Below are 7,303 nucleotides of genomic sequence, written 5' to 3'. Positions count from 1 at the left end.
ACCTGATGATCGAGGACCCCGACAAGTACGTGGGGGCGTTCATCGAGGCGGGGGCGGACTGGATCTCGGTGCACCAGGAAGCATGTCGCCATCTGCACCGCTCCCTCAATCTAATCAGGGAGAAGGGCGCGCAGACGGGGGTGGTCATCAACCCGGGGACGCCGGCCGAGACGCTCACCGAGGTGCTCGACCTGGTGGACTACGTGCTGGTGATGTCGGTGAACCCGGGGTTCGGCGGGCAGAAGTTCATCCCGGGATCGCTGGCGAAGATCAAGAAGCTGGTGGCGCTGCGTGCGGCGCGCGGTTTGAATTTCCGCATCGAGGTGGACGGCGGAGTCGGGCTGGACACCATCGGCGAGATCGTGCGAGCGGGGGCGGAGATCCTGGTCGCCGGGAACGCGGTGTTCGGCAAGGGCGACGCGAAGAAGAACGTGGAGAAGTTGCTGGCGGCGGGCAAAGAAGCCACGCTGCAAAGAGTCTAGGGATTTTTGATTTACGATTTTTGATTCTTGATTTGAGTCACCGGGCTGCACCCCTGTCAGCCAGAACTCCCAGAGGTTTCATGGTTAGGAAATTATTGACCCTCGTCCTGCTGGCGGCCATCGCGCTGCTGGCGACCGGCTGCCACCGCGGCAAGGTCTCGAACCCGATCGCCGACATCAACTCGAAGCAGCCGGACAAGGTGCTGTACGACCGGGCGATGGAAGCGATGAAGGGCCGCAAGTTCGACATCGCGCGGCTGTCGCTGCAGACACTGATCAACACCTACCCGGATTCGGAGTACATCGCGCGCGCCAAGCTGTCGGTGGGCGATTCGTGGTACGCGGAAGGCGGGTCGACCGGGCTGGCGCAGGCGGAGATCGAGTACAAGGACTTCATCACCTTCTTCCCCAACATGCCGGAAGCGGCGGAAGCGCAGCTGAAGGTGGCGAACATCCACTACCGGCAGATGGCGAAGCCGGATCGCGACTACACGCACGCCAAGCGCGCCGAGGATGAGTACAAGGAGTTCCTGCGGCAGTTCCCCGACGCCGACCCGAAGCTGGCGGCGGAAGCGAAGCTGCGGTTGCTGCAAGTGCAGGAAGTGCTGGCAGAGCGCGAGTTCCGCATCGGGCGGTTCTATTTCCTGCGCGAGTCGTACCCCGCGGCGATCGCGCGGCTGAAGGGCGTGGCGGACAACTATCCGCTGTACAGCGGGGCGGACGAGTCGCTGTTCCTGATCGGGGCGGCGTACGAGAACCTGATCGAGACCGTGCGCGGGAACGCGCAGATACCCGAAGCGTACAAAGCGAAGGTCATCGGGGAGTACGTGAAGCAGGCGGCGGCGGCCTACGGACGGATCCTGACGCGGTATCCCGCGACCGACCGGGTGGAGGACGCGAAAGAGCGTCTCGCCGGGCTGAAGCAGCCGATCCCGACGCCGACGCCGGAGGCCATCGCGAAGAGCAAGGCGGAAGAGGCGGGCCGCGGCGAGCAAGGCACGGTCGACAAGATGCTCAACGTCTTCATCAGCACGCGGCCCGACGTCACGCGCGCCACGAAGGCGGGCGAGCCGCGGCTGGAAGAGGAGCGGCAGACCAGCGCACTGGAGGTCCGGAAAGAGATGACGGATGCCCTGAGTGCGGGCCAACCGAGCGGCCAGTTGGGAGTGCAGGCAACGGGCTCGGGCAAGGGAGCGCCGCCGGAGAGCGAAGCGCCGCCGAGCTCCGAGGAGCGCCCGGTGCTGCAGAACGCGGTGCCGCAGGCGCAGGGGAGCGGAAGCGCGGCCGAGGCCGAGCTGCCGGCCCAGACCAACGAGGCTTCCAGCGAGGAGACCCGGGAGCAGCAGGCCCAGGCGGCCGGCGAGCAGGCCGACAAGGTGGACAAGAAGGCCGAGTCGAGCAGCAAGAAAAAGAAGAAGAAGGGGCTGCGGAAGCTGATCCCGTTCTAGGAACAGTGCACAGTGGACAGTGCACAGACCAGCGGCGACCCCAGGGTCGCCGCTGGTTTTTGAGGGCACCGGCCCCCCCAAGCGACCTGGTCACCGTGCCCGGCTGCCCACGGTCCACTGCCCACTGTCCACTGCCTTTAGGCCTAATACCTGAGTGACTTTTTAGGTAGCCGGGCGCATTGACTTACAAAGTGATTAACAGTACTTTTGTCCAGCGTTCCCGCCCCCTGAAGGACTCAGCGTGCCTCTAAAGATTCTGCTTGCTGACGACAGCATGACAGCCCAGAAAATGGGCCTGAAGATCCTCGTCGACGCCGGCCATGAAGTGATCGCCGTCTCCAACGGCGCGGCCGCGGTGAAGAAGATCGCCTCCGAAAAACCGAACCTCATCGTGCTCGACGTGTACATGCCGGGCTACACCGGGCTGGAAGTGTGCGAGCGAGTGCGGGCGTCGCAGGAAACGGCGAAGATCCCGGTGCTGCTGACGCTGGGGAAGATGGAGACGGGGGCGTTCAAGCCCGAGGACGCGACGCGGGTAAAGGCCGACGGCGTGATCATCAAGCCGTTCGAGGCGACGGACCTGCTGGCGGCAGTGAAGAAGATCGAAGAGAAGCTGGCGGCTCCGGCGCCGGAAGAGGCGAAGGACTACGAGACGACCGTCAAGCTGAACACGGCGGAGATGTTCAAGCAGGACTCCAGCTACCAGGAGTGGCAGGTGGCGGCGCCGGAGCATAAGGATGAGGAGCCGGAAGAGGCTCCGGCGAAGGCGAAGCTGGAGGTCCCGACCGACATGGCGGGAGCGGCGGCGTTCGGCGACATGCTGGGCGACGAACCGGTGGAAGCGCGCGCGGCCGCGCTGGAAGCGGCAGCGGGGGCAGCGGCGACGCCGACGCAATACGCCACGGCGCCGAGCGTCTCGGTGGAGCCGGTGGCGCCGCCGATGGCGGGGGAGCCGGCGGGGATCGCGCTGGACTTCGCGCCCAACACGCAGAAGTACGAGGCGCCGGCGAGCGCGCCGCCGTCCAAAGATCCCGAGGTCGAGCCGACTTCGGGTTGGGGCGCGGCGAAGGTGGAGCACGCGACCGATCCGCATTTCGAGCCGACCGTCAGCCAGGAAAAGATCGACGTGAGCGCGCACGCCAAGGATCCGGCGCTGGTGACCGACGCCGCCGAGATGGCGAGCGCGTTCGTCACCAAGTTCGGCGTGGATAATCCCGAGCCCGTCGTGGTGGGCGTGGCGGCGGAGGCGGGCATCGACGGGCTGTACGCGGACGGCGCGGCGCCGGCCGAGGCCGCGAACGATGAGCAGGTCACCGCCGACGTGACCGAGAGCGTCGCGCGGATGAAGGAAGCCGAAGCGGCGGCGAAGCAGGCCGAGGCGGCGACGCCGGCAGCGGACGACGAGTTCGAGAAGCGCGTGGCGGCGGCCATGAGCAGCGGATACCAGGAGCCGGCAGGAGCGTCGGTGACGGTGGAAGTGCCGGCGCCGGTCGCGGAAGCTGCGCCCGCGGCGGTGGAAGCTGCGCCCGCAGCGGCGGAAGCTGCGCCGGCGGCGGTGGAAGCTGCGCCCGCGGCGGTGGAAGCTGCGCCCGCGGCGCCGAGCTGGGCCGCGCAGGAAGCGTCGGTGGCGGAGCACGAAGCCACGATGTCGCTCGACCAGGAGATGCTGAAGGCGTTCTCGGCGGCGGTGCCGCCGGATCCCGAGCCGCTCGCGCCCGCGCCGGAACCGGTGGCGGTCGCACAGCCAGAACCCGCGCCCGCACCTGCGCCGGTGAACGCGCCCGACCTGGAGCTGGCGAAGGAGATGGCCAAGGCGGTGGCGCCGGACGCTGGTCCGGGGACCATCGCGATGGCGGCCGCGGCGGCAGCGTCGGCGACGGGCGGGTCGATCGACCCGGCCCGGCTGGCGGAGGCCATCCACCGCGCGCTCGACAAGCTCAAGCCGGAGCTGATCGCGCACATCGCGAAGGAGCTGGACCAGAAGTAAGTTTCGAGTTTCAGGTTTCGAGAAGGCCGCCCCGAGGCGGCCTTTTTGTTGTTGTGGCGCTGGCTGAAGCCGGCTCCGACTGGGGAATGTGGCGCCGAGGGGCGGGACAGAGCCCGCTGTTGACGGTTGGGGCGGGGACGCGGGGCTCAAGCGCCGCTCTTCCACCGGGAGCTCGTGTGACGGAAATCACAATGAGGTGTGGCGGGCGTCCTGCCGCGGGCGAAGGTGGGGCGATAGATTCCGCGGTAGTGAAGAGACCGCCCGGAAGGGGGCGGCGGTCCTGCCGAGGCGGGGCCGGGGCAGGAGTGCCGTCATGTTCGAGGAAGAGATCAAGTTCGAAGAGAAGCAATCCAACATCATGCCGCTGCTGATGGTCCTGACGCTGATCATCGGAGTGGCCGCGGTGCTCGGGTACTTCATCATGGAGAGCCGGCGCACGGTGAGCGAGGATGAGGCGCTCGCGGCGAGCAAGGCGTCGATCACGGCGATGGGCGCGCAGAAGGTGCACTTCCACGTCGGGTTCGTGAAGCCGAGCCCCGACGAGCAGCCGTTCGACCCGCACTACCGGCTGCTGGAGAAGGCCGGCTTCGTGAAACTGGGCACGCCGACGTACCAGGGCCTCGACGTGAAGCTGACGCCCGCGGGCGAGGAGATGCTGCAGGCCGCCGGCGCGCAGCCGGAGAAGAACAAGGACGGCACCACCGGCTACACGGTCACGCTGGCGGAGCGGCAGCTGATCAAGGTCGCGAGGGTGGAGATGATCAGCCCGCAGAAGGCGGTGGTGGAGTATGAGTGGAACTGGAAGCCGACCGCGCTCGGGCTGGTGTTCGACGCCAACAGCCCCGAGATGACGAAGCTGCCCATCTACGACGCGGCCGTGCTGATGCAGAAGTACGGGTCGACGTACTACAAGGAGTCGAAGGTCAAGACGACGGCGTTCACGCTGCTGTGGGACGAGAACAACAAGAAGTGGGTGCCGGCGGGCTAAAGGCGGTTTCCCGTTTCCGGTTTCCCGAGCGCCCGGGCGCGATGCCCGGGCGTTTTCTCGTGGGGCGGGATATCCTGAGGCATGGCGCCGAAAGCGAACGCGCAGGATGTCGTCACGGTCGAGGGCATTCTGCGAGCGATGTACGAGATCATCTCGGGGCCCGCGGGGCAGGCGCGGGACTGGGAGCGCTTCCGCTCGCTGTATCTGCCCGAAGCGCGGTTGATGCCGGTGGTCGGCGGCGAGAAGCCGCAGGTCCGCGTGCTGAGCCCGGAAGACTACATCCGGCGGGTGGAGCCGATCTTCGCGCGCGAGGATTTCTGGGAGCGCGAGACGGGGCGCGAGGTCGCGACCTTCGGCCGCGTGGCGCACGTGCTCAGCCACTACGAGTCGCTGCGCGACCCCAACGGCCCGCCGTTCGAGACGGGCACGAACAGCGTCCAGCTGTTCTTCGACGACACGCGGTGGTGGGTCGTGAGCGTGATGTGGAACACGGCGCGGAGTGGGTAGAGCGCCTGCGGTTTCAAGGCATGCAACCCATCAAGTGCGAGGCCCTATAGGGCCAGGATGACGTGGAGCAAGAGATCAGCGGAGAAGTGTGCAAGCACCGCGGATTCAAATCCTCGCGTCCAGTAGAGGTATCCAAACGCCAAGCCCAGAAGGCCGTTGAGCACGATAGCGCGAGCAACGACCAGCGGAGTCAGCGGCGCCAGCAAAGAATAAGCCGGCAAGTGGCCCAATCCGAACAGAAGCGCCGCAAGAATGTTGGCGATCCAGAATGCAGTCGCGGCCGGACGCCCGTCCGGTCTCCTGAAAGTGAAGCCTCCCAGCCAGACCAAGAGACTGAGAGCAAACAGGCGCAACTCGATCTCTTCGTCGATGCCTCCAAAAAAGGAAGCGAGCAATCCCTTCCAGGCCGCCGGCTGGTTCCACAGGCTGAGCGCGGCAGCCGCAGCGGGGTCCTGGTGCCGGATGGCCGGTTGAAAAACCAGAAATTCCAAGGCAAGGATCACTAGGGTGCCGATCGTACCGACCAGAACGCTGGGAAGCAGGATCGGCTTCAACCGTGTCCAAGACTTCTCCCCATCCAACCACGCCTCGAGGATCGGCGCGCCCAGACCAGTGCGATTTGCAAAGAACAGCCCCGCAAGCGTCAGCACCCCGAGGAAGATCGCGCCCTGCGCTACCTGCAAAGGGATCAGGATGTACAAAGGAGGCAACTTGGACGAGACGTTGTCTGGGATCATGGCCAGCGCGTAGGGGAGGATCAGAACCATACCCACGACTGAGGCGGTCCACAGCACAAGGAAGAGGCGCCATCGCATCGGCTTAGGGGAGAGAGGGGGTGCTGGACTTGGATCGGTGTCTCGCATGGCAGCTTTCCTCGTTTCCAGCGCCCCGCGCTCTGAGCAAATCGGCATAACGGGGCTACGTCGCAGGCTCGCCAAAAGACTAGAAAAATCCACTCTGTCATTTCGGCGGACGAGTGCATGGGGTACACGAAGGCCGGTCGGCTCCTGTCAGGTCGGGACGATCACAGAGATGGGAGGGCGCCGACGGTTCGTGCGCGCTTTTCGCGCGAAGTGTGGGAACTGATCACTAGCTCCCACCCTTTCGCTCGCAAGGAACGCTTGCGAAAGGGTGGGGCACCCTCAAGATTCTTGGCTCACGACAAAGCGTGGGCCACCCGCCCACCCTCTAGATTCTTGGCTCACGACAAAGGGTGGGCCACCCGCCACTAAGTTCTAACTGGCGCATAGGCGAAGATGCACGTAGCATCCCGACAAATGAAACGTCACACGCACTACTTAGCAGTAATCCTCGCGCTCGCCGCCTTCGTTATTGGCGGAAGTGGCTACAGCGTAGCCGACGCTGGAGTTTTCACGGGGAACGGACAGAGCATTCACCAAATCAGTTCACACTCGGTACAGCTCGGTTCGATTGACGTGACGATTGCGTTAGGACGTGGTCGTTTCTTGTTTGACGGCACCGTCCCGGGCATGGACGCAGCAGACTACGAGTGCGTCTTCAGGTTGAAGAATCTCACCAGCAAGCCAGTGGACATTCAAGTTGGATTTCCTATCGATTCGGAGTTTGCCGGGCAACAAAAAGTGGTGACGCCAAAAGATTCCGAAGAGTGGGTCTTGGGTTACTCGTTCATCGCGCGTGACGAAGCGACCACATATCACGTGAGCTTTGTTAAACGAGAAGGAAAGCTTGGGCCCGGTCAGTTCCGCTCACTCTTTGTTTGGAAGATGCACTTTGTTCCTGGTGAGACAAGGACGCTCACCGTCAAGTACACCATTCCGATCTCGATGGGTTTGGTAAGTCTGTCCAAGGATGAGAGGAAGGCGAAGCTGCTTCCCTTTAATGCGCAGACCGTACTTGATATTGGAATGTT

7 protein-coding genes are annotated in these 7,303 nt (G+C 64.7%); 6 read left to right on the top strand and 1 reads right to left on the bottom strand.

What is annotated here, in order from left to right:
- The 5 genes from VLA96_03545 to VLA96_03525 form a co-directional block, all read left to right on the top strand.
- Positions 1-482, top strand: a 482-nt coding sequence (locus VLA96_03545; protein HSE48263.1) for a ribulose-phosphate 3-epimerase, incomplete at its 5' end; no start/stop codon positions are given.
- A 95-nt stretch (positions 483-577) separates the two neighbouring features.
- The gene (bamD, locus tag VLA96_03540; GenBank protein HSE48262.1) at positions 578-1,930 is read left to right on the top strand and encodes an outer membrane protein assembly factor BamD; all 1,353 of its coding nucleotides are present in this window, start codon (positions 578-580) and stop codon (positions 1,928-1,930) included.
- Positions 1,931-2,171: 241 nt separating this feature from the next.
- Positions 2,172-3,917 carry a response regulator gene (locus tag VLA96_03535; protein HSE48261.1) on the top strand — a complete coding sequence of 582 codons (1,746 nt, stop codon included), beginning with the start codon at positions 2,172-2,174 and terminating at the stop codon, positions 3,915-3,917.
- A 313-nt stretch (positions 3,918-4,230) separates the two neighbouring features.
- Positions 4,231-4,905 carry a hypothetical protein gene (locus VLA96_03530; GenBank protein ID HSE48260.1) on the top strand — a complete coding sequence of 225 codons (675 nt, stop codon included), beginning with the start codon at positions 4,231-4,233 and terminating at the stop codon, positions 4,903-4,905.
- An 81-nt stretch (positions 4,906-4,986) separates the two neighbouring features.
- Positions 4,987-5,412, top strand: coding sequence for a hypothetical protein (locus VLA96_03525; GenBank protein HSE48259.1), 426 nt, complete (start codon positions 4,987-4,989; stop codon positions 5,410-5,412).
- 44 nt (positions 5,413-5,456) lie between these two features.
- Here the strand turns inward: VLA96_03525 and VLA96_03520 are convergent, their stop codons facing one another.
- Positions 5,457-6,179, bottom strand: coding sequence for a CPBP family glutamic-type intramembrane protease (locus VLA96_03520; protein ID HSE48258.1), 723 nt, complete (start codon positions 6,177-6,179; stop codon positions 5,457-5,459).
- Positions 6,180-6,689: 510 nt separating this feature from the next.
- On the opposite strand from VLA96_03520, the gene VLA96_03515 reads away from it, so the two are divergent.
- On the top strand, positions 6,690-7,303 hold a 614-nt coding region (locus VLA96_03515), incomplete at its 3' end, for a hypothetical protein (GenBank protein HSE48257.1).

The organism is Terriglobales bacterium, assembly GCA_035457425.1.
GTDB lineage: Bacteria > Acidobacteriota > Terriglobia > Terriglobales > Acidobacteriaceae > JACPNR01.
Note: the sequence above shows the minus strand (reverse complement) of the source record. Positions and strands in the feature narration are given on the sequence as shown.

What these genes read in the sequence shown, in the direction of transcription:
- VLA96_03530 (HSE48260.1), top strand. Translation starts at nt 4,231, where the DNA reads ATGTTCGAGGAAGAGATCAAGTTCGAAGAGAAGCAATCCAACATCATG.
- VLA96_03525 (HSE48259.1), top strand. Translation starts at nt 4,987, where the DNA reads ATGGCGCCGAAAGCGAACGCGCAGGATGTCGTCACGGTCGAGGGCATT.
- VLA96_03520 (HSE48258.1), bottom strand. Translation starts at nt 6,179, where the DNA reads ATGGTTCTGATCCTCCCCTACGCGCTGGCCATGATCCCAGACAACGTC.